This is a genomic window from Hyphomonas sp. GM-8P (assembly GCF_003263315.1).
GTDB lineage: Bacteria > Pseudomonadota > Alphaproteobacteria > Caulobacterales > Hyphomonadaceae > Hyphomonas.
This window is the reverse complement of the sequence record NZ_AWFE01000068.1, coordinates 39888-59399: the sequence shown is the minus strand read 5'-3', so window position 1 is coordinate 59399 and position 19512 is coordinate 39888. Positions and strand designations below refer to the sequence as shown.

The 19512-nt window shown below is 60.9% G+C and carries 19 protein-coding genes; 5 read left to right on the top strand and 14 right to left on the bottom strand.

The annotated features are described in order from the left end of the window. Positions 1-67: 67 nt before the first annotated feature. The 9 genes from HY26_RS09505 to HY26_RS09465 form a co-directional block, all read right to left on the bottom strand. The gene (locus tag HY26_RS09505; RefSeq protein WP_034765279.1) at positions 68-1882 is read right to left on the bottom strand and encodes a gamma-glutamyltransferase family protein; all 1815 of its coding nucleotides are present in this window, start codon (positions 1880-1882) and stop codon (positions 68-70) included. 220 nt (positions 1883-2102) lie between these two features. Next, positions 2103-2525 carry a VOC family protein gene (locus HY26_RS09500; protein WP_034765283.1) on the bottom strand — a complete coding sequence of 141 codons (423 nt, stop codon included), beginning with the start codon at positions 2523-2525 and terminating at the stop codon, positions 2103-2105. A gap of 146 nt (positions 2526-2671) precedes the next feature. After that, entirely contained in the window at positions 2672-4156 is a 1485-nt protein-coding gene (locus HY26_RS09495) for a PepSY domain-containing protein (protein WP_065382729.1), read from the bottom strand. 10 nt (positions 4157-4166) lie between these two features. After that, entirely contained in the window at positions 4167-4703 is a 537-nt protein-coding gene (locus HY26_RS09490; protein ID WP_034765287.1) for a hypothetical protein, read from the bottom strand. 42 nt (positions 4704-4745) lie between these two features. After that, positions 4746-6869 carry a TonB-dependent siderophore receptor gene (locus tag HY26_RS09485; protein ID WP_034765291.1) on the bottom strand — a complete coding sequence of 708 codons (2124 nt, stop codon included), beginning with the start codon at positions 6867-6869 and terminating at the stop codon, positions 4746-4748. Positions 6870-7125: 256 nt separating this feature from the next. Beyond that, positions 7126-10587 carry an autotransporter outer membrane beta-barrel domain-containing protein gene (locus HY26_RS09480; RefSeq protein WP_081813037.1) on the bottom strand — a complete coding sequence of 1154 codons (3462 nt, stop codon included), beginning with the start codon at positions 10585-10587 and terminating at the stop codon, positions 7126-7128. A 419-nt stretch (positions 10588-11006) separates the two neighbouring features. Beyond that, entirely contained in the window at positions 11007-11885 is an 879-nt protein-coding gene (locus HY26_RS09475; RefSeq protein ID WP_034765299.1) for a 3-hydroxybutyryl-CoA dehydrogenase, read from the bottom strand. Between the two features lie 186 nt (positions 11886-12071). Continuing rightward, on the bottom strand, positions 12072-13001 hold the full coding sequence (locus HY26_RS09470) for an electron transfer flavoprotein subunit alpha/FixB family protein (protein WP_034765302.1): 930 nt from the start codon (positions 12999-13001) through the stop codon (positions 12072-12074). Between the two features lies 1 nt (position 13002). Next, positions 13003-13749: an electron transfer flavoprotein subunit beta/FixA family protein gene (locus HY26_RS09465; RefSeq protein ID WP_034765306.1), complete on the bottom strand. Its 747-nt coding sequence runs from the start codon at positions 13747-13749 to the stop codon at positions 13003-13005. A 166-nt stretch (positions 13750-13915) separates the two neighbouring features. Between HY26_RS09465 and HY26_RS09460 the strand changes: the two genes are divergently transcribed. The 3 genes from HY26_RS09460 to HY26_RS09450 all read left to right on the top strand — a co-directional run bounded on the left by HY26_RS09460 (position 13916) and on the right by HY26_RS09450 (position 15082). After that, complete coding sequence (locus HY26_RS09460) at positions 13916-14398, top strand: DUF3617 family protein (protein ID WP_034765308.1); 483 nt, start codon at positions 13916-13918, stop codon at positions 14396-14398. 90 nt (positions 14399-14488) lie between these two features. After that, positions 14489-14725: a YdcH family protein gene (locus HY26_RS09455; RefSeq protein WP_034765311.1), complete on the top strand. Its 237-nt coding sequence runs from the start codon at positions 14489-14491 to the stop codon at positions 14723-14725. 120 nt (positions 14726-14845) lie between these two features. Next, a complete protein-coding gene (locus tag HY26_RS09450; RefSeq protein WP_034765314.1) occupies positions 14846-15082 on the top strand; it encodes a YdcH family protein in 237 nt (78 codons plus the stop codon). Here the strand turns inward: HY26_RS09450 and HY26_RS09445 are convergent, their stop codons facing one another. Beyond that, positions 15083-15562: a DUF4262 domain-containing protein gene (locus HY26_RS09445; protein WP_034765315.1), complete on the bottom strand. Its 480-nt coding sequence runs from the start codon at positions 15560-15562 to the stop codon at positions 15083-15085. Between the two features lie 211 nt (positions 15563-15773). Here HY26_RS09445 and HY26_RS09440 point away from each other — a divergent pair, with 211 nt between their 5' ends. Next, entirely contained in the window at positions 15774-16103 is a 330-nt protein-coding gene (locus tag HY26_RS09440; protein ID WP_034765317.1) for a YkgJ family cysteine cluster protein, read from the top strand. On the opposite strand, the gene HY26_RS09435 is transcribed toward HY26_RS09440, so the two are convergent. From HY26_RS09435 to HY26_RS09425, 3 genes are read right to left on the bottom strand one after another with little or no spacing between them, the layout of a single operon-like run. After that, positions 16100-17518 (bottom strand): hypothetical protein, encoded by a 1419-nt coding sequence (locus HY26_RS09435; RefSeq protein WP_034765319.1) that lies wholly within the window; start codon positions 17516-17518, stop codon positions 16100-16102. The two genes, HY26_RS09440 and HY26_RS09435, sit on opposite strands and share 4 nt — an antisense overlap. A gap of 54 nt (positions 17519-17572) precedes the next feature. Beyond that, positions 17573-18058: a nuclear transport factor 2 family protein gene (locus HY26_RS09430; RefSeq protein WP_034765322.1), complete on the bottom strand. Its 486-nt coding sequence runs from the start codon at positions 18056-18058 to the stop codon at positions 17573-17575. A 3-nt stretch (positions 18059-18061) separates the two neighbouring features. Next, positions 18062-18496: a phage tail protein gene (locus tag HY26_RS09425; RefSeq protein WP_034765327.1), complete on the bottom strand. Its 435-nt coding sequence runs from the start codon at positions 18494-18496 to the stop codon at positions 18062-18064. A 164-nt stretch (positions 18497-18660) separates the two neighbouring features. Between HY26_RS09425 and HY26_RS09420 the strand changes: the two genes are divergently transcribed. Then, positions 18661-19164 (top strand): nuclear transport factor 2 family protein, encoded by a 504-nt coding sequence (locus tag HY26_RS09420; RefSeq protein ID WP_139068773.1) that lies wholly within the window; start codon positions 18661-18663, stop codon positions 19162-19164. A 25-nt stretch (positions 19165-19189) separates the two neighbouring features. Here HY26_RS09420 and HY26_RS09415 read toward each other — a convergent pair whose 3' ends face one another. Then, the gene (locus HY26_RS09415) at positions 19190-19414 is read right to left on the bottom strand and encodes a SlyX family protein (protein ID WP_034765332.1); all 225 of its coding nucleotides are present in this window, start codon (positions 19412-19414) and stop codon (positions 19190-19192) included. Positions 19415-19512 lie beyond the last annotated feature (98 nt).

Genomic DNA, 19512 nt, shown 5'->3' with positions numbered 1-19512 from the left:
GTCGTGAGTTCGAATCTCGCCGGGATCGCCACTTTCCAGACCCAGCGCGAGTGAGGTGGAGGTGGCCTTAGTAGCCGAGGGCGAGGCCGTCCTTGCGCATTTCGCTGGCCGCGCCGTAGCTTTCGCCTGTGAACATGGTGGCCTGATAGCCGCCGAAGCCGCCATCGGTGCCGCCAACGGTCCAGCCCATCTTGGCGAGCAGCGCCTTCGTCGTTTCCGGTACGCCGGTTTCGAGCTTCAGCGTGCCGAGGCCGGGTGTGTAGACGCCGGTTGGCTCGGACGAGCCGTCATGGCGCCAGCGCGGGCAATCGCCGGCCGCCTGAAGGTCGAGGTCATAGTCGACCATGTTGAGGATGATCTGGGTCTGCCCCTGCGGCTGCATCCCACCGCCCATGACGCCGAACGCCAGCCATGGCACGCCATTCTTCGTGGCAAAGCCCGGAATGATCGTGTGGAAAGGGCGTTTGCGCGGGGCATACAGGTTCGGCGAGCCTTCCTGCAGGCTGAAGCCCGCGCCACGGTTCTGGAAGCTGAAGCCCAGCCTGTCGGGCATCAGGCCGGAGCCCATGCCTGCATAGTTGGATTGGATCAGGCTGACCATCATGCCGCTTGAGTCGCTGACCGTCAGATAGGTCGTGCCGCCCTGGTTCGGGGCATCGCCCGGGAAGGCGCGATCCATCGGCCGGTCCGGCCGGATGAGGGACGCACGCTGCATGCCGTAGGAATCCGAAAGCAGCATGTCCATCGGGATTTCGGCGAAGTCCGGATCGGCGAACCAGCGAGCCCGGTCTTCGAAGGCGAGCCGCTTGGCTTCAGCCTGGAGATGGATCGACAGGGCCGACATGAGGCCGGCATCGCGCATGTCGAAATTTTTCAGGATAGAGAGCATCTGGAGCGTGGTTGGTCCCTGGCTGTTCGGCGGCATGCCGTAGACCGTGACACCGGAGCGGTAGTCGACCTCGTTCGGCTCCACCCATCTGGCGTGCTGGGCGGCGAGGTCCTCGCGTGTCATCCAGCCGCCGATGCGCCTGAAATAAGCTTCGATCGTGTCGGCGATCGGGCCGTCATAGTAGGCGTCCCGGCCACCTTCACCGATCATGCGCAGGGTGCGGGCAAGGTCAGGGTTGCGGACGATTTCGCCTGCTTTCGGCGTGCGCCCGCGTGTGTAGTAGACGGCTTTGATATTTTCGATTTCCTCGATGCCGGAATTCGGACGCATGAAACCGGCCATGTCGCTTTTCATCCGGTCCGCGATCATCAGCCCGATCGGCATGCCTTCTTCGGCGACGTCTGCGGCAGGCTGCATCAGGTCTTTCCAGGGCAGTTTCCCGTAGCGCTGGTGCATGGTCCACCAGGCATCGACGGCGCCCGGCACGGTCACCGCTGCAGCGCCGTGGAAGGGGACGCGTCCGCGCGGAGACTTCGCCCGCAGCGTATCGAGCGACAGGCCAGCCGGCGAATGCCCGGACCCGTTGAGCCCCACGACCTTGCCGAGCGCCGGATCCCACATGAGGCAGAAGGCATCACCGCCAATGCCGTTCGCCGTCGGCTCGACCACGCCAAGTGTTGCGTTGGCAGCGATGGCGGCGTCGACCGCCGAGCCGCCCTTGCGGAGAATGTCGATGGCCACCAACGTCGCGCGCGGATGCGAGGTCGCCGCTACGCCATTCATGCCCCAGACGACGGAGCGGGAGGCAAAGGGCGAGCCTGCCAGACGGTCGCCCGAATAGATCGTATCGCTGAGCGGTGTGGGCGTATGTTCCGGCGGCGGTGCGGGCGGAGCTGCTGGCAGCGCTGCTGCAGAACTGGGTTGGGAGGCACACGCCGAAAGCGCCAAAGCCGCCGAGGCCGGCCCGGTGAGGAGGAATTGTCTGCGTTTCATAATGAGGTCTTCAACAGGGGGGAGGGTGAGGGGAAGGCCCCGACCTCAATGCGCCTCGCGAAGAAGCTCAAGCAGAAGCGGCAATCCTTGTGAGCCGAGTTTCAGATTGCCCGATTGTTGTTGTCCGCCGGACAGCTCCGCCAATATATGTGGCACCCGTTCCGGCCAGACATCGCAAGCGGCTTGTCCGGCGGCGCGTGGGGATTGCAGGCTTTCTTAGTCAGCGCGCAAACAGTTGTGAAAGATCCTGAAACGCCTTCATCTCAATCGCGTTTCCGGAAGGATCACGGAAGAACATGGTGGCTTGTTCGCCAGCCTGTCCCTTGAAGCGGACATAGGGTTCGATGACGAAGTCGGTGCCAGCTGCGGTGAGCTTGTCGGCCAGTTCCTGCCAGTCGGACATTTCCAGCACGACGCCGAAATGCGGCACCGGTACATCGTGGCCATCGACGCTGTTACCCGGATCGCCGGTCTTGGCGGAGTCCGGAACCAGATGGGCGACGAGCTGGTGGCCGAAGAAATCGAAGTCGATCCATTCCGGCGCGCTGCGACCTTCCGGACATCCCAGCAGTTCGCCATAGAACTCCCGCGCGGTGTCCAGATCGTGCACGGGAAACGCCAAATGAAATGGTCGAAGCGACATGACACCTCCAAACGTCTTGGTTGCCCGACTTATGTCGCACACAAGCGCGCATGCCTAGCGGTCATTCGCGCTGGCGTGCACCCGGAGATGTGCCTGCTTGCAATCTGTGCAGCTCAGCGCCAGCGACTCGATTGAGCCGACGAGCGCTACTCTGCAGGTGCGTGCCGCGTGCGCGGGCGTCCTGATCGGGAGTTCCTTGTGCTTGCGGCCAGCAGGACAGCAATCACCATAGCGCAGACCGTAACAGGTATAAGGCTCGCCTGACCGAGTGCGTCGGAATGTCGGATCGCGTGGACAAAGGTGCCAATGACCAGCAGGATTGCGCCCGCCAGTTTCATCACACGCCGGCAGCGGGGCGCGTCTCCGATGAACAGGCAAGCCGTCACGATCGCCGTCAGCGGGAACCAGAACAGGGCCACCAGGCCGGCACCTTCGGTGACACCGCTGACCGAGGCCAGCAGGGTGAGGGCGAGTGCAGCGGGCGTACCCCAGACAATTCCGACCCATCCGGCCTCAAGCCGCGGCGCTGCCCGGCCCTGCGACTGCCGGCGGACAAAGTAAATGTTCAAGCCGCTGGCGATGATCGTGCAAAGCGCGAGCCCGAACAGGAAGTAGGCAATCTTGACGGGCAGCCCGCCCCAGTTTCCGAAATGGACATTGTAAACGGAGCCGGAAATCTGCTGGCCAACTGTACCGTCCGAAAGACCTGTGTTTCCGAGATACTGCCCGTCGGCGTTGAAATTATAATAGTCTCCGAAGATCAGGCGGTCTGGATGACTGGCAATGACGGAGGCGTGCTGTCCGGCTGTACCCGGATCATGGAGGATGAAATAGGTGGGCGAGATGTCCGGATAGGTCTCTGCCATATAGGCGAGGGGGGCAGCAATCTCGGCCAGCTCTGTCGATGCTTCATTCACGGCGGGGTCTTCTCCAAAGACGGGGCCGAAAACTTTTGATGTGTCATTGTCAAAACTGACAGCCGCAATGGCGAAGGCCAGGACGCTCGACAGGCCAAGGATGGCTCCGGTCAGGGCGTTGGAAATGTGGAAAGGCGCTGTCCAGACACTTAGCCGGTTATGAAGGTCAGCCAGACCGACGCGGTCCGCGCTGCGGCGCAGGGCGAATGCATCCCGGAAGATGCGTGGATGGGCCAGAAAGCCGGACAGGGACAGCGCGATCAGGAATGCACCCAGAGCCCCAACCACCGTCAGGCCCAGTATGTGAGGCAGGTGCAGGTAATAGTGCAGGTCCAACAGAAACTGCGTCCACGGAAAATGTTCTCGCCCGGCAACATCACCATCAGCGGTGACGAAAAAGGCCTGCGTATCTGTGGTGATGACCGTTCGGGGGAGGTCTGGCCGGGGGAAGTTGATGTAAAGGTGCGTGGTCGCCGGGTCTTCGTTTTCGAATACTGTCCGGGCAGCCTTTGCTGCTGCGTCGGGAGAGATCGTCGTCATCTCAGGCGCGACCGGCTGTTCCCAGCGCTGGAATTCCCGATTGAAGACAGACAGCGTGCCCGTCACTGCCAGGATGTAGATAAGGCCGCCAAGCGCCAGTCCCAGGATAGAGTGCGCGGCAAGAGACCGGGCCACCCGGACGGTGGAGGATTTGGGCCAGAGAGTCTTTACCATGATTTCCTCTTTAGACGGAGAGACTGAGGTAAGCGAGGGGCGCAAGTGCTGAGCCGATAACAATCGCGCCTTTGCGCCAGAGGCGGCTGTGCGCGCCAGCGACAACCGCTATCAAGGCCCAGAAGAGGGGAAACGCGAACATCGCCATGACGAGGTTCGCTGTGTGCTCCACGCCCGACTTCTTGAGCATGACAAAGCCCGCCGTCGACAAGGCGAGCGCTGCCAGCCCGGCCAGCGGCCCCAGCAAGATACCGGCAGCGACGCTCCGCAGGATTTCAAGTGGACTGGCGGGAGCCGGCTCAGTGACCCGTGCGGCGGCCTCGCGCGCTGTCTTCCGGTCAGCCTTCACGTAAATCCAGCTGAGCGCCGCCATCGCGGCAATCATGATGACGACGATGCCGAGCGCCGATCCCTTGTCCGGATGACTTGTCGCAGCCCAGCAGATGACAGACAACGTGATGGCGGACCAGCCACCGGCCAGCCGCCACCCATTCGCTGTCCTCAGGCGCCAGGCGGCCTGCAGCAACCAGAGGCCGCAGACCGCCATGAGGCACGCAAGGCCCCGGATTAGGAGTGCCGTTTCCATCGATCAGAAACGGCGCGCGACACGCGCTACCACAGTCCGCTGCTCACCGGGGAAGCAATCGCCCCGGGCGAGGCAGGTGCCGTAATATTCCTCATCCATGATGTTGCGGGCGTTGAGGGTGAGGTCCCAGTTGTCCGTCTCGTAGCCGATCAGCAGATCGCCGAGGACCACGCCATCCGTCACAACGCGGATGGGGCCTACCAGACCGATGCCGTTGCTCTCGTTTTCACCGAGATAGCGGATGCCGAAACCGGCCTTGAAGTTCGAGAGCGGGCCTTCTTCCGGCTGGTACTGGACCCAAGCCGAGGCCTGGTCTTCTGCGATGGAGGCGAACGGCACATCATCCGGCGTTTCCGTATCGAGCAGGCTGAGATTGCCTTCGAGATACCAGTCTCCGAGTGTTGTCAGGGCTTCGAATTCGAAACCTTTGGAAGTGCCGGTCCCTTCCTGCTGGCTGTCCGGTTGGCCGATGATGGATGCCGGGTTCGGGAGGTTCGTTTCCTCGATCTCGAAATAGGCCGCGGTGATATAGGTCCGCGTGCCAGGTGGCTGGTACTTGATACCGGCTTCCCACTGTTCGCCTTCACGCGGCTTCAGCGGCTGGCTGGTGAAGCCGTCGAGACCAATCACGGGCTCGAAGGATTCCGCAAAGCTGACATAGGGGGAGAAGCCGTTCTCGAAGGCATAGAGCGCGCCGACGCTGAACGAGGTGGCATCGTCCGACTGAGTGGTTGAGGTTGTCACGGTTTCGGTGTCATCGTAGCGAACGCCGATATTGAACTTCCACGCGTTCAGGGAGATCTGGTCGTTGATATAGACGCCATAATCTTCCGTCTGCGTATCACCCGGATCGTAGAAATTGGACGGATCGTCAAAGGCGGCCGGATAGCCGGGATAGACCGGATCATAAGCGTTAAATGAGCCGATACCGCCCGCATAGATGTAGCGGCTGCCGGTGGTCACGTCCTGATAGGCTACCCCGGCAAAGACTTCGTGTTCCAGCTGACCGGTGGAGAAGGTGTAACGCGCGCGAATATCGAGTGCCGATTGTTCGGAGGAGGCCTCGTTTCTGTAGAAGGTGCGCGTGCCGTTGCCGTCCGCGTCGATGCGCGGCGTCCCTGCGCCAAGGAAATCCAAATAGGACTGCCAGTAGTCGGCTTCACCGTCCTTATAACGGAAGATCCCGTCGACCGAGAAATTCGGTGTGAATTCATGGGAGCCAAGCAGGCTGACCAGAATTGAGTCGGTATTGTAGCGGTTGAAGCCGGGTTCCCCATGATAGGTCGAGGTATCGATTTCCTGGCCGTTTGCATTTGCGCAGACAATCTCAGGCGTGATGGTCACATCGCCGCTGACACAGCCGGTGCCTGTAAGCGGCAGGAACTGGGAGGAGGTGTCGCTGTCCCGGTCGGAATATTCCACCATGGCTGTCAGGCGGGTGGTGCCATTGTCATAGCTGATGGAAGGCATCAGGATCGTGGCGTCGTCATTGACCCGGTCGACCTGGGTGCCGCTCTCCCGGTAGACGCCGACAAGGCGGAAGAAGACATTCTCGGCAAGCTGCGCATTGAAATCGCCCGCGGCCTGGTAACGGTCATTGGTGCCGACGTCGAAGACGACTTCGTTGGACTTGTCGGGCCCTGCGAGTTTCGACACGGCGTTGACGATACCGCCCGGTGTGCCCTTGCCATAGAGGACCGAGGCCGGGCCCTTGAGGATCTCGACCTGTTCGAGGACATAAATATCCGTACGCGTGTTATTGTAATAACCGAACAGGACCTGCTGGCCATCCCGGTATTCAGCGGCGTCAAATCCCCGGACGCTTGCAAAATCCCCGCGTGTGGCCGGTCCATAAGTGCCGGCATCCACGCCAGCTGCATAATCGAAGGATGCAGCGAGGGTCAGCGCGCCCTTGTCGCGAAACTGCTCTTCGGTTTCGATGGAGATGGACCGCGCCGTCTCCAGAATCGGTGTTGTCGTCTTGGTCGCGCCGAAGTCCGATAGCTGGCCCGTGACCCGGATGGTTTCGAGCCGTTGTTCGTCGGGATTTTCGTCACTCATATCCTGGGCATAGGCTGCCCCCGCCGTCAGCATCGCTGCCGCCAGCACACTTCCAAATTTCCGCATTTCAGACCCCTTTTGAGATTGCGAGTGAGTCGCATTTACGGGATTGGGTCTGAGATGTAAATGATAATCGTTCGCAAATAGAGGCTTTGCTGCAGTCATCCGGTCAATGGCTGTCGCCGTTTGGGGGGAGGGCGGCGCTTTGCGTCGCGGACGGAGGTCTGGCTGAAGAGACGTGTCTTTGAGCCACAGGTGTCGGAAACGGGCAGAGGCCGGCTGCAGTCACCCGCAGCCGGCCCCCATCCGGAAGGAACAGGACTTACCAGACCATGTTCACACCGAACATCAGCTGCTGAGCGTCATAGTTCGGCGAGTTGTACTGGCCCCTGTATTCCAGTTCGAGGCCAATCCGGTCGTTCACCTTGCGACGGGCGCTGAACCCGTAATTGTAGGTGTCGAGACCGCGGTCGGTGGATTGCGTTTGCCAGACGGCGTCACCCAGCCAGACCTTCCGCTCTACGGTCGGATCGTTGCCGAGGTCACGGGTCCAGTCGGCGAACACGGCCAGGTCTGTCCCGGCAAATTTGCGGGTGACTTCCGCGCCGAGTTTTGACTGAAGCGTATCGCGGCCTTCACCTTCCAGGGTCAGACGCGTCTCGAGGGCTGTGCCTTCCTCAGCGTACTTGTGAACGTTGAGGGTCGCCGCGCGCAGGCCGCCGATGGCATAGACGCTGGTCTCTCCGAAGGTGACTGTTTTGTAGCGGGCTTCAAGCTGGGCATGCGTCATCGAGACCGGCTTGTCCGATTTCGAATAGGTGACGGCATTCGGGAACACCGTTGTACGGTTGGTTTTCACCGCGGCCTGCGTGTGGCCGACAAGACCGGACAGGGTCAAGCGCGTTGTCACCGCACGGCTGCCATAGAGGTAGGCAGACATCATCTGGCTGGTCGCACCGTTCGCCGTATCATTATAGATCTCGGCGGTCTTGTAGCTGCCGGCAACGCCGAGGCGCAGGTCATGACGGTTGATGAAGGTCGCGCCGATGGTGATGCCGTACACGTCTTCATCAAAACCCATACCAGCTGCATCCGGATCATAGCTGGCGCCACGCGCTTCGGCACGCGACCAGAGATGAATGCCGTTCTTCAGTTCGGTATCGACGCCGCCGATACCGGTATCGCCTTTAGCGGCAGACAGGATCATGCTGTCGGATCCACCGATGACGGATTCCATGCTTTCCAGAACATGGGCATGGATATCACCCGACAGGGACGCCAGGGCCGAATTGACCTGCGAGGCCGTCATGCCGTTGAAGTCCGAGAACAGGCTGGTGAGGACACCGTCGGTCGATTGACCATATGCCGTAGCCAGATCGAGCTCCGTCGCTGCAGCAACAGCGTTCGACCGCAGGCCACCTTCCTGGGCCAGAATACCGAGACTTTGTGCCACGAGTGCAAGCTGGATGGAGTTCTGATTGTAGATCAGGTTGAACCGGGTATTTTCCGGAATGCCCGCAGTCGGCTGGTCGATCATGTCGAACGCGCCAGCTATATTGTCGGCCACGACAACCGTGAACACGTCACCGATTACAGCATCGAAATCATTGTTTGCGTCACCCGAAATGCCCCGAAGGACCGGATTGATCGTACCGTTGGCCGTGAAGGTCACGCCCTCACCTGTCAGAACGAGCCGGTCGTACGATCCCGCCCCGCCAGCCGCGGAATAGGTGCGGCCGTCGATTTCTGTGTAGAAGAGCGACCCGTCATTGAGCGTGACATCGCCGGACACGAAGAGGGTGCCAGGTGAATTGCCGGGCTTCAGCATGCCGCCGGGCAGGACCACAACACTGCCGTCCACACCGCCCGTGCCGAGCAGGGAAGCGCCATCGACAACGGTCAGCAGGTTCGTGCCGAACATGCCGTTGACGTCCAGTGCACCGCCTTCGATATAGCTGTTGCCGCCAAGCCGGGAAATACCGGCAATCCGAAGGACGCCATCACCGAACTTGCGCAGGCCGCCAGATCCGTCGAGGGCGCCATCGAACGTTCCATCAGTAGACTGATTGAACTCGATCATGCCATTGTTCAGGATCTGGCCCTGAAGCGAGTTCGTTGAGCCGACGAGGGTGCCTTCCATGATGTTGGTACCGCCCGTGTAGGAATTGGCACCGTTCAGGATGAGACGGCCGGCACCTGCGAAGTTCAGCGCGCCGGTTCCGGAAATTTCACCTCCCCAGGTCAGCGCGCCCTGATATACGTCCACCGTGGAGTTGGTGTCGGCCAGAATCATCTGACGCGTCGAGCTCATGTCATTCCCGGTGACGAAGGCAGCATTTCCGATGGTCAGGGCACCTGTTCCCAGAGCGCCGTCACCGGTCACGAGCAATGAGCCGCCCTTGATGTGGGTGCCGCCTGTATATGTGTTGGTGCCCGATAGGAGGAGCCGACCAGACCCCAGCACGTTGAGTGTGCCATCGCCCGAAATTCCGCCTTGCCATTCAACGTCATGGTCCTGAACGTCTAAGCGGGAGTTGGAATGCTCCACGATCATCTGACGCGCAGACATCATGCTTGCACCCGACTGGAAGGTGGCATTTCCGATTGTCAGCGGACCGCCACCAAGGTTTTGGTCGTGCGATGCCCGCAGGGTGCCTTCCTCGATGGTGAAGCCGCCCTGATTGGTGTTCGTTCCGGACAGGATCAGCGTGCCGTTGCCGGTTTTCCTCATGTTGCCGACACCTGTGAAACCGCCGGTGACCGAAACCATGTTGCCTTCGGTGTCCATGGTGCCGCCCTGGGACTGGACGGTGAAGTCCGCACCAACGAACGTATCCATGTTGAACTGCAGCGTTCCGCCGACGAAATTCGGGTTCACCTGCGATGCGCCAAGCTGCGCAGCGGTGTAATAGGTGCTGCCGGTGTCAATGTCCGGGATGGCAGGGGGCTGGGCAGAAGGATTTTCCAGTCCGCTGCCGTCCACGACGGAAGAACCGGCCGGCACGCTGTTAAGCGCCACCGAAGAAAATGTCAGGTATCCGCCAACGCCGAAATACTCGCCATTGCCGGTCGCAATTACCGTGACCTTGTTGAAGAAGTTGGTGTCGTTGATCGCACCGATAAAATGTTCCGTACCGCCGATGCTGTTCGAGATGCCGCCGAGGAGGAGTGGGCTTGAGGTGCCGAAACGTAGGTAGACCTCTGAGGCGTTCGCCGTGCCGCCATCGGGCGTCGGGTTGCTGGACGTACAGCAGGTGCCCCAGTCATTCACCATCGTACCGAGCGCGTTCATGGAGAACGGAGTCGTGCCGTCGGACTCGAAGAACTGGTACGTGTAGCCAAGTGCCTCTGCACCGGCAAACGTTCCATCATGGCTGTTGCTCCAGTTGGTGAAACCGTCGCTGCCATTGTCGCCGTTCTGGTTATTGACGGCGGGGCTACCATTCCGGGTCGTCTTTACCGTGACGGATGGAGCGCCACCTGAACCGATCACCAGGAACGTGTCTCCTGTCGTGTTCAGAATGTCGAACTCATAGATATGGGACGTCTGCGTGGATCCTGGATTGTCCGCATTGTAGGCATTGTCGGCCGCGGTGATCGTGTCTTCGAACGTCTGAATACCGGCAGCCACATCGTCATTGAAATAGACAGCGGGGTCCGCTGCAGCGGTGCCTGAATAGAGCAACGCGGCGGCGATAGCGGTGAGGGATGCTGCTGTGAAAGAGCGTGCAAGCATCCGGTTGCGCCTGCCGAAGCTGGGCGCACTTATGGTGTATTTTTGCATGGATTAACTCCGGAAAAACTCAACCTTGAGGGGCATATTTGTTGTGTTTTCCATCATACCTTTAGGTAGAAGGAGTACGCCCGCATGGTGAATGACAGGTTACGGATTATCCACTTTGGCGTTCAGAAGGTTACGTGAAAAGTCTTCAAATTTAACGGGTAAATGAAGTCCAAACAAAATATCGGTGTGCCAGGCGTCATATGCGCGCTGCTTGTATCTGCAATAAAATATACGGTGTTGGGGGCGCAGCTCGGTGGCCTCTCAGGATCGCAGGTTGATGCGTCGGCTTGCCCCAAGGGCGCCATACTGCTTTACGGGATGTCCTGAACTATACATACCGCATCGCCATCTCCGCAACCAAAGGGAGGCGCGTGCGTGCGGGTCTGGGTAATGCTCAGAAAAGGTCTGTTTACAGATAATTACCGGGTCGGGACCGGTGCATCACCCGAATAGTCATAGAAGCCTTTGCCGACCTTGCGGCCGACCCAGCCAGCCTCGACATATTTCACGAGCAGGGGGCAGGGACGGTATTTCGTGTCGGCAAGGCCATCATGCAGAACCTGCATGATCGACAGGCAGGTATCGAGGCCGATGAAGTCCGCCAGGGTCAGCGGGCCCATCGGGTGGTTGGCACCGAGCCGCATCGCCGTGTCGATGCTTTCCACCGTGCCGACGCCTTCATAGAGCGTATAGACCGCTTCGTTGATCATGGGGACGAGAATGCGGTTCACGATAAACGCCGGATAGTCTTCGGCGTTTGTCGTCGTCTTTTCCAGCCGGTTCGCGAAGCCGATCGCCGTCTCATAAGTCTCCTGGCTGGTCGCCAGGCCCCGGATCACTTCCATCAGTTTCATCAGCGGCACCGGGTTCATGAAGTGCATGCCGATGAACATTTCCGGCCGGTCGGTGGTCGACGCCAAGCGCGTGATGGAAATGGAGGAGGTGTTGGTCGCCAGGTAGGTGCGGGGCGGAACGATTTCGCAGATGGAACGGAAAATCTGTTCCTTGACTTCACGCTTCTCGGTGGCTGCTTCGATGACCAGATCGTCGTTTTCGTGCGACTTGATCGAGGTGGACGTCTTGATGCGGGCCAGGGCCGCTTTCATTTCATCCATGCTGAACTGCTCGCGGGCGACCTGGCGAGCCATGTTCTTCTCGATGGACTCCATGCCGTGTTTCAGCGCGTCTTCCGAGATGTCCGTCATCACGACATCATAGCCGGCAAGAGCGCTGACATGTGCAATGCCGTTGCCCATCTGGCCTGCGCCAATCACGCCAATGGTCTGAAGCTCAATCATCCGCTCTCGCCCTGAGTCTTTTCGTCAATTGTCTGACATATCCTGTTTGTGCAGTGCGTCAAAGATCAAGTCAGCACATCAGATGAGCGGGGGCGGCGATGGCGAACTCGATGGAGATGTTGTTTCCGGACAACAAAAAGCCCGGCACAGGCCGGGCTTTTCGCTTATTGGGTGATCGCGGTTCGCCTAGAGCGCGTTCGTCAGTTCCGGAACGGCGACGAACAGGTCTGCAACCAGGCCATAGTCGGAGACCTGGAAGATCGGCGCTTCTTCATCCTTGTTGATGGCGACGATGACTTTGGAGTCTTTCATGCCAGCAAGGTGCTGGATCGCACCGGAAATGCCGATGGCGATGTAGAGTTCAGGCGCGACGATCTTGCCGGTCTGGCCGACCTGATAGTCGTTCGGAGCGTAGCCCGCATCCACAGCCGCACGCGATGCGCCGACAGCGGCGCCGAGCTTGTCGGCGAGCGGGAACATCAGCTCCTGGAACTTCTCTGCGGAGCCGAGGGCACGGCCGCCGGAGACGACGCGCTTGGCGCCAGCCAGTTCCGGGCGATCCGACTTGACCATTTCTTCCGAAACGAATTCCGACTTGAACGGGCCCGCCGGGGCGTCGATCGTTTCAACCGAAGCCGAGCCGTCATTGCCGGCTGCGTCGAAAGACGTGCCGCGCACGGTGATGACCTTCTTCGCGTCGGAAGATTTGACGGTCATGATCGCGTTGCCGGCATAGATCGGGCGCTCGAAGGTCTCTGCATCGATCACGGCGGTGATCTCGGAGATCTGCATCACGTCGAGTTTGGCAGCGATGCGCGGGGCGATGTTCTTGCCCGTGGTGGTCGCAGCGATGAAGACCGCGTCATAATTCGCCATCAGCGGCACAACGAGGGCTTCCATGGCTTCGGCCGTCTGCTTGCGCAGCGTCTCGCCTTCAGCCTGGAGCACCTTGCGGACACCGGAGACCTTGGCGGCTTCCGGAGCGACGGCAGCGGCGTTCTCACCGGCGACCAGCAGGTCGACGTCGCCCCCGAACTTGGCAGCGGCGGTCACGACCTTGTGGGTCGCGTCCGACAGGCCGCCATGATGATGTTCTGCAATAACGAGCACAGCCATATCAGACGACTCCTGCGGTTTTCAGTTTCGACACGAGGGTGGCGACATCCTCGACCTTTTCACCCGCCTGGCGTACCGGCGGTTCGGTGACCTGCACGACCGTCAGGCGCGGCGCAATATCGACGCCATAGTCGGCCGGAGCCTTCTCGTCGATCGGCTTCTTCTTTGCCTTCATGATGTTCGGCAGGGAAGCGTAACGCGGCTCGTTGAGGCGCAGGTCAACCGTCACAACGGCCGGCAGGGCCAGTTTCACGGTTTGAAGGCCGCCATCGACTTCGCGGGTCACGGTCAGCGCATCGCCGTCCTTTTCCAGCTTGTAGGCGAAGGTGCCTTGCGGCCAGTCGAGCAGGGCGGCCAGCATCTGGCCGGTCTGGTTGGAATCGTCGTCGATCGCCTGCTTGCCGACGATCACGAGATCGGGCTTTTCTTCCTCGACCACTTTGGCCAGCAGCTTGGCAACGCCCAGCGGCTCAACCGTTTCGTCGGTCTTGATCAGGATGCCGCGGTCACCGCCCATGGCGAGAGCCGTCCGGATGGTTTCCTGTGCCTGTTGCGGACCGATGGAAACAATGACGACTTCCGTGGCGGTGCCGGCTTCTTTCAGGCGGACAGCCTCTTCGACGGAAATTTCGTCGAACGGGTTCATCGACATCTTCACATTGGCGAGATCGACCCCGGTCTTGTCCGGCTTGACGCGGACTTTCACGTTGTAATCGATCACGCGTTTGACGGGCACGAGGACCTTCATGAGCAGCGCTCCACACGTTTCGAGGGATTGGACTTAATAGATGGGCGTTGCCTACAGGCACTGAAAAGCTTTCGCAAGTTTGACGTTGACGTAAGTGTCAATTTGGCGCGCAAAAATAAGTGATTTCTGGCCTTATGCGGTGCGATTCCTGCAATATGATACCCCAATGACGCGATCCGGACTGCTCCTGAGCCTACTTTTTGCCTTTGCGTCGCCCCTCGTGGTGGCTGCAGAAGGCATCTCTGCGCTGGATCCCGGCCTTTATGCGGTGAACACCGAAATTGAGACCAGCCTGCAGGATCCGGGGACCGGCACGCTTCTGGATACCTGGACTGAGCCTTTTGGCGGGGCGGCCTGCCTGGAAGGGGAGGAAGCCCGCCGCATTCGGCCTGACACTTTCATCGATGAGCGCTGCTACGTTTCGAATGTCCATGCAGATCCTTACGGAGAAGCATTCGATGTGGCTTGCACATTCCCCGAGGGCCTGCTGACCGGGACCGGGATCCTTCAGGTCGATCCAACGCGGCCCACCGAATTCCTGCAGCGGTTCACCTTGCGCAGCCCAGGCCCGGTGGCCTCCCAGCGCGTGACGATAAAGGGCCGCCTGGTCGGCGCCTGCCTGCCGGACGATCTGGCCGCGGGCCCCTAGAGCGCAGCGTCTACGTAGAATCCGCAATTGGCAATTTCGCCAGCCGGTCTGACATGGCAATAAGACGCGGCATTTTAACGGAGGACATCCATGTCGAACACGCCCCACGAACTTTCTGCAGAATTCCCGGATCTTGCCGACAAGATCCATGCGCTGAAAACCAGCGATGCGCATTTTGCGAAGCTTGCCGATGAGTATCACGAGCTGAACCGCCAGATTCACCGCATCGAAACGGACGTGGAGCCTGCCAGCGACGAGCACCAGACCGAGCTGCGCAAGCAGCGTATGGCTCTGAAGGACGAACTCTACGCCATGCTCAAGGCCTGAGGCCTTTCCGGCGAAGGCCATGGTGCACGGGTTTAGGTAGAATCCCGAATGGGGCGGCGAGTGTCCATCTGTCAGAAACGGCAGTGTAAAGGACGTAGCTAACCCGGGAGGAGGTGCCCGATGACCCAATTGCCCCATGGTCTCGTCGGAGACTTTCCGGACGCTATCGACCGTATTCTGGAACTGGAATCCGAGGCGGAGGATTTTGTCCGCCTGGCCGAGGCCTATGAGGCCGTCACCGCGGAATTGCAGGATATCGAATGCGGCATCGAGCCGGCTTGCCGGGCCTACATGGCCCAGCTGCGCCGCCAGCGCGATGCATTACGTCAAACCCTGTTTGCCCGTCTGAACGCCTGATCAGCGCCACAGCTTCGGCTGCGCTTCCTTCACCGTATCGCGGCATCCCTTGTCCCAGGGAAAAAGCCCGTCCAGCAGGCCGGGCCAGACGATCTGCACCAGTGCCGGATGCCCGCCCTGTCCGTTGCGTGCCCATAGCCAGTCGGCCAGCACAGCGTATTTCTCAAACGCATCGGCGTGGGAGACTTTGCGCGCCACGCAATCGAAATCCTCGTGCAGGCCTTTCCAGACCTGATTGTCTTCCAGTTTCCGGCCTGTCTTGATCTGGTCGTACACATTGGCCAGCATGTCGTACATCACGTCGCGGTGCAGACCGAAAACAATGAACTCCGGCGCGTTCAGCGTCTGCGAAAAGCCGACCGTGTACGTGTAGTTCGGGGTCTCCAGTTCCGGGTCGTAGCGATGAACGGCATACCAGCCATGGGCTTCAATGCTGCCCAGGATCCGCTTTTCTTCCTCGATCACGATACCGCCCGCCATGTCTGAATGACGCGCTGTGCCGGGCCTCGGGTCAAGCTGTTAATCTTCAGATGACGGAGATTTAAGCATGACAGGAAGTTCATGTGGGCAGGGGAGGAGGCGGCTCCGAAAAATCCCGCTTGCCGGAAACGCGGTTCCGGCGTAAATCGCGCGCCGCCGCCGACCGCTGCGACAGGCACAAACGGGTGGCTGGAGCCATTCTGCACCTCACATGTCCAATCCGTCGTTTGACTGCGTGTCCTGCGGCGCCTGCTGTTTCAGCAGGAATCCGCGTTATCTGCAGCTTTTGCCCTGGGACACTTCCCGCAACCTGCCCCCTGAGAGCCTCTTTACCGAAGACGGCCGCACCTATGTAAAGTTCGATTGCGGTCATTGCGTCCACCTCGACCTGTCGAACGGGAAGGCGGTCTGCCAGGTCTATGAAGCCCGGCCAGAAGCGTGCCGGGCTTTCCGGGCGGGCAGCTTCGAATGCATCAAGGCCCGCCGCGCCAACGGCATTATGGGCGCCAATGTGAGGGACCGGGAAGGGGCGCCAGCCTAGTCGTAGAAACATTTCTCCGTGCCGTCGCCCTGATCGTAGCAGTCGCGGCGGTTTGAAGGCGGAGCATTTGGTATCTGGTTCTGCGACTGGTTGATCATGTTGTTATAGGCCGCATCGGCAGCCTGCTGGCGATCCCGTTGCTCTGCAGCCTGTTTGGCGCGCTTTTCTGCGGCAATGGCGGCGCGTGCTTCCGCGCCGTCCTCATAGGCTTTCTGGAACATTTTGTTGCCGCGAACGGCGGCCTCGTACTGGCGTCGTTTTTCTTCCGCGACAGCGCGCGCAAACTCGGCGGCTTCGGCGCCGGCCTCATTGTCATTCAAAGCGAATTCATACGCCACGGCGGGGACGTACCCGCAAGCCTTGTCGTACCGGAACTCCAGCTGGGCCTTGCCCCAGCGATTGGTCGCCCAATCCGCCGTACCATAGTGTTCAACGTCCGGGCTGGCGGCGGCCGAGTTGCAGAATTCGGCCGTGAAGTCACCGCGCACCAGGCCGATCTCTTCGAAGTCGATACCCGCGCTGCGTTCGCCGAAACAGTCTCCGTAAAGCGTAATGGCTGCCACCATCGCGTCGTGTGGCGGATATTCCGGCACACGGTCCAGCGGTAGCGGTTTGTACTTCTTGATGGCTCGCTCCATCTTCTTGTCATAGGCGACGCCATACTCGTTCGTTTCGCCTTGCCTGACTTTCTTGGACGTGCGGGTCCATGGGCCGAAGGCTTGGGCGCCCCAGTCAGTACCCACGCGGCGCGTGATCATGGGAAGTTCCTGTTTGCCCTTCAGGGCCCACCACGCGATCACGGCGAGTGTGTTGTCCCTGTCGGAGAATGCCTGCGGGTTTTCCAGCTGTTCCGGCGTGAGATTGCAGGCGGAGACAGGAGCGGGGGGCGCCATGGATTGCTGCGAAACAGGTTGCGGCGACGGCGGCGCGGCCGCCATGATTTGCGGAGCCGGGACAGGGGCTGGAGCGGGCGGAGGCGCGTTGCGCTCTGCCCGCGTCGGCCCGGTCGTGCAGCCAAGGCGCTGTTCCGCCCATTTCAGCATGGCGGGCGGCGGCGCGTCGAAACCGGCATAGACCGGCTGCTTGTCGGAATAGCCGTTCTCGAGTTTGAATGTGTCGCTGTAATATTGCTTGTAAGCGGCGACTTCGGGGAAGTCTTCCCCGCCCGTATTGCAGAGGCCTTTGCGGCATTCGCTGAGCGAGGTGTAGATCTTGCCGAGATGATCGACCGCGCTGGCGCCGGTGTCCTGCCAGTAGAGGATCGCGCGGGCGCGCGTGTCGTTGGAGCTGGAATAGTCCTTCTCGAACGCGGCGTAGAGCGCGTCGCCCGTCGGGCAAGTCTGAGCGATGGCAGGCACAGACAGCCCACCAGCGGCAATGGCCGCGCAGGCGGCGAGTTTTCTGAAATGTCCCATAAGGTTGAGATACAGGGGATCGCCCAGCGTGCAAATTGTTTTGCGGGCGGGTGTCTATTCCTCTGCGTCTTCCGGCAGGAATGCGACCGTTGTGGCGCGCACTTTCCATGCCCCATCCACGCGCACGAGATAGTCCGTCCCGGCATAGCGCACCGTCCGCGGCGTGCCGTCGGCTTCCATCAGGGCTTCGGTGGCATTGAAGCGGGCAAGCGCCGTGTCGCCGAGCACTGCAATATCAGCGAATTCGGCCTCATAGCTGACGACTCGGGCGCCGCCGTCGATATAGTCCCGCACGAGTTGCATGTGCGGGATCTTGGCGCGGGGTTCGGCCTGACCGGCAAACCAGACCGTCCAGTCGTCGTGATACTCTGACGCCCACGCCTCGAAATCCGTTTCGATTCCCATCGGCCCGTTGGAGAGAAGGTCGGCAATGGCCTGCTGGTCGGCGGACCAGTCCTGCTCGCTGGCGAGGGCGGGCAGGGACGCGGCGCAAAGGGTGAAGAGGGCGGCGAGGCTGGCGGACCTGAAGGCGCGTTTCATGATTTAGTTCCTCGACGGATAAATGCCTTGCGCCACGATGCATTGCTTCAGGGCGAGATAAGGCTGCGGGTCGTCGCTGGCGTGGGCGCTGTTCCTGTTATTGTCAGGCAGGGCCCCGCTGGTGCCTTTCTGGCCAATCGCATAGTTCGGAAGGCCCGGGCCCTGGCCGGCGCCGATGATGGTGCGCCCCCGCAGGTCCGGCAAGGCGAAGGTCGTCCGGCCGTCTCCGCCATACTGGGTGCCGAGGAGAGAGAAGAGGGCGGTGTTCTCGCTGATCTGCAGCAGCCGCCCATCCGCCTCCAGCGTCCCCCTCGGACAGAAGTTGAACCCGACCGTGATGATCTCGCCGAGATACTCATCCGGCCCGGCATGCGCCGCAGGCGCCGCCGCCATGAGCGCGCCGGTGAGCGCTGCCGTGATCGCAAGTTTCCGAACCATCGCGTGTCCTCCCTTTTTGTACGGACGACCCTAGACCCTGGGGCCGGGGAGGCAAGGGCAGACGGTGCGCAGCGGAGCCGGGCGCGAACTTCAAAGACCGAAATGTTTGACTTGGCGCGGCTTCGCGCGGACAGTCGATTCCAAGGATCAGGGAGGACGAGAAAATGACAATCTTTAAATTGGGACTATTGGGCGCCGCCGCCATGACGCTGGCGGGCTGCGTTGTGGTCGACGAAAGGGCGGCGTCCGTGCCAGTGGCCGACGTGTCGCCGCCGACCGCAATGATGGCGGAAGAGGCCCGCGCCATTGTCGAGGTCCGCAATGACGATTTCGAGCGGCTGTTTGCGGCGGGCGAGACGATGGAACTCGCCTCGGATCTCTACACGATCGATGGCCGCATCGTGCCGCCCGACGCGCCGGACCAGGTGGGCGCCGAGGCGATTGGCGCCTATTGGACGGCGGCCCGTGCTGCGGTCGGATCGGTGGACCTCCAGACGGTCGAGGCCGTGCCGGTGGGCGAGGGCCATATCGCCGAGCGCACCCACGTCACCCTGTTCGCGCCGGACGGCACAACCATCGGCGGCGGCAAGGCCGTGATTCTCTGGACGCTCGAAGACGGCGTCTGGAAGATGCAATGGGACAGCTGGAACGACGGCCCGGTGGACTAGTCCCTTCGGGCGGCGGTAGAAAGGTCTAGTAATGCGGCGGGGGCGAGTTCGCCGGGGCCGCTTCGCTCACTGCCTGTTCGGTTTCGGCGACCCGTTCGCCCAGCCGCGCGACCTGACGCTCCAGCCGGTCGATCAGCTTCCATTGCGCCGTGATGGCCGCGTTCAGATCCTCAATCGTCTGGTCCTGATGGACCACACGCATTTCAAGCTCGTCGAGGCGAGCAGAGTCCGGTGAAGTGCTGTCAGTCATGATGGAGGGATTAGCGCTGCTGGTGGAGCGACGCAATGGCCTCGAAACGTTGAAACGTTGCGGGTGTCAGATCTTATTTTGTGGGTCAAGGATGAAAC